The organism is Pedobacter fastidiosus (assembly GCF_014306625.1).
In the GTDB taxonomy this organism is placed as follows: Bacteria; Bacteroidota; Bacteroidia; order Sphingobacteriales; family Sphingobacteriaceae; genus Pedobacter; species Pedobacter fastidiosus.
Genome location: NZ_JACRYL010000020.1, coordinates 33,843 through 36,068, shown reverse-complemented (window position 1 = coordinate 36,068; position 2,226 = coordinate 33,843). Strand labels below are relative to the sequence as shown.

The following is a 2,226-nucleotide window of genomic DNA, read 5'->3' as shown; positions in this document are numbered from 1 at the left end:
AAGCAATATTTTAGGTTTACCTATGGCTTTAGGAGAACTCGGGCTTGCAGGGTGGCTGATCATCAAAGGAGGAAAAACTAAGTTAACTTGATTGGGAAAAACCCAGTAACCACATCGGTTTAGGGATATGACATTATAGTTTGAAAATTTAAAATTATGGACAACTATTTAAAAGAAACGAAGATTTTGAATTATTCAGACGGCTCTATTCAGCATTTGGTGAGCACTCGCAATTGGATGGGTATGGAGATAGTTGAACGAGCAAAGTCAATATACGATTATGTAAGAGATGAAATAAAATTTGGCTACAATCTATCTGACGACATATCCGCATCCGAAGTATTAAAAGATGGCTACGGGCAATGTAATACAAAGGCAACTTTACTTATGGCACTTTTAAGGGCTAATGGTATTTCAAACAGAATCCACGGCTTCACCATTAATAAAGCATTACAAAAAGGAGCAATAAGCGGAATTTGGTATATGCTTTCGCCCAAAAACATTTTACATAGTTGGGTTGAAATCAATATTAATAGTAATTGGTATTTTCTTGAAGGCGTAATTCTCGACAAAGAATACTTAACTAAGTTACAAGCAAAGAACAACGATTGCAAAACAACCTTTTGCGGTTTCGGCGCTTACACCGATAATTTTGAAAACCCACCAATTGACTGGAACTTAAATAACACTTTCATACAAGACAAAGGTATTAACCAAGACTTTGGCGTATTTGACACACCAGACGATTTTTATGCAAAACACCAACAAAAGTTAGGGGCAATTAAGAAATGTATTTTTCGCAAAATTGTGAGACACAAAATGAATAGAAATGTAGAAAGAATAAGAAATGGTTGGTAATATGTGTTTTCTTTAAGCCGGTTTCATTCTAAACACAACTTTAGATTTTCAATCAGCAACGGAAGATAGAATGTTGTTTTACAACCTACACAAAGCCTAGCTCCTAACCTTTCATTTCATCCACCATAACCGATTTGCTACATTCCAAATTTTAAAGACAGGCCTACAAAATAAAGAGATCAAAATAAACTGCAGACCTTTGCTTAGAAGTTCTGCAGTTTGATATAGCCATTGTGTTGTATAAAACTATTTACCAGATCTTGTACACCTGGCCTGTTTGAGCCCCTAACACACTTTTATTGTAGGCAGCAGCCACTGCTTCCATACTTACTGGGATTGTTCCTGGAAAAAAAGGAAAATAATCAGGTGATTCTTCTACTACTGTAGGCGATACAGAATTAATTCTAACTGCATTCTTTAACTCAATAGCAGCCCCCCTAATAAAGCCATCAACTGCAGCATTGATACTGCTCAAAGAAGCCGTTTGCAATACCGGTTCGTGTGCCAAGCTACCCGACGTTAATGTAAATGACCCGGATGGGTTAATATAATGTTGCCCTATAAGCACCAGGTTTACCTGCCCCATCAATTTACTATCAACTGTTTTACGAAAGTCAACATCTGTCATGGTATGCAAAGGGCCTACATGGCCAGTGCCAGCAACGCTTACCAACGCATCAAATGAGCCAATGGTTTCGAACATTTTTTTAATAGCATCTACACTGCCAATATCTACAAGAATATCTCCACTTTTAGAGCCGACTTTAATAATTTCATGTTGCCCCTGTAGCGTGTTTACTACATGTTTTCCAATGGTGCCAGTAGCTCCGATAATAATAATTTTCATTTTATTTTGATTAATTGTTGGTCAAAATTAAATTGATATTTTACATTTGTCAAGTAGTTACCTTTTTGTCCAGTATTGACAATTTTGTCTAAATTCCACCGATATGGCCCTGCAGGAAGAAAAAAAAGAAAAAAAATATTATCAGGCAGCAGATTGCCCAATTACACTTACCGTAGATATTATAGGAGGTAAATGGAAACCCCTAATTATCTGGTTACTTTTGAAAGAAGAAAAATTGAGGTTTGGAGAAATTACCAAACTAATGCCGGGTATTGCTTTAAAAGTTTTATCCCGATCGCTGAAAGAGCTACAATCAGATGGAATATTAGTCCGAAAAGCGTATCCCGAAGTTCCCCCTCGGGTGGAGTATTCCTTATCTGCAAAAGGAGAATCGCTTAGGCAAATTATAGATTTACTATCCATTTGGAGTAGAGACCATGTAATGGTTGAAACAGTATAGACCTAGGCTATAATCAAAACCAGTATTTTTAACAAAATAGAACTTACACCTGAGCAAATTA

At 36.5% G+C, this 2,226-nt stretch carries 3 protein-coding genes; 2 read left to right on the top strand and 1 reads right to left on the bottom strand.

The window, feature by feature from the left end:
- The first annotated feature begins 156 nt into the window (after nucleotides 1-156).
- Entirely contained in the window at nucleotides 157-858 is a 702-nt protein-coding gene (locus H7U22_RS18515) for a transglutaminase-like domain-containing protein (protein WP_187072833.1), read from the top strand.
- Between the two features lie 250 nt (nucleotides 859-1,108).
- Here the strand turns inward: H7U22_RS18515 and H7U22_RS18510 are convergent, their stop codons facing one another.
- Nucleotides 1,109-1,705: a short chain dehydrogenase gene (locus H7U22_RS18510; RefSeq protein ID WP_187072832.1), complete on the bottom strand. Its 597-nt coding sequence runs from the start codon at nucleotides 1,703-1,705 to the stop codon at nucleotides 1,109-1,111.
- Between the two features lie 103 nt (nucleotides 1,706-1,808).
- Between H7U22_RS18510 and H7U22_RS18505 the strand changes: the two genes are divergently transcribed.
- Nucleotides 1,809-2,165 carry a winged helix-turn-helix transcriptional regulator gene (locus H7U22_RS18505; RefSeq protein ID WP_187072831.1) on the top strand — a complete coding sequence of 119 codons (357 nt, stop codon included), beginning with the start codon at nucleotides 1,809-1,811 and terminating at the stop codon, nucleotides 2,163-2,165.
- The last annotated feature ends 61 nt before the right edge of the window (nucleotides 2,166-2,226 follow it).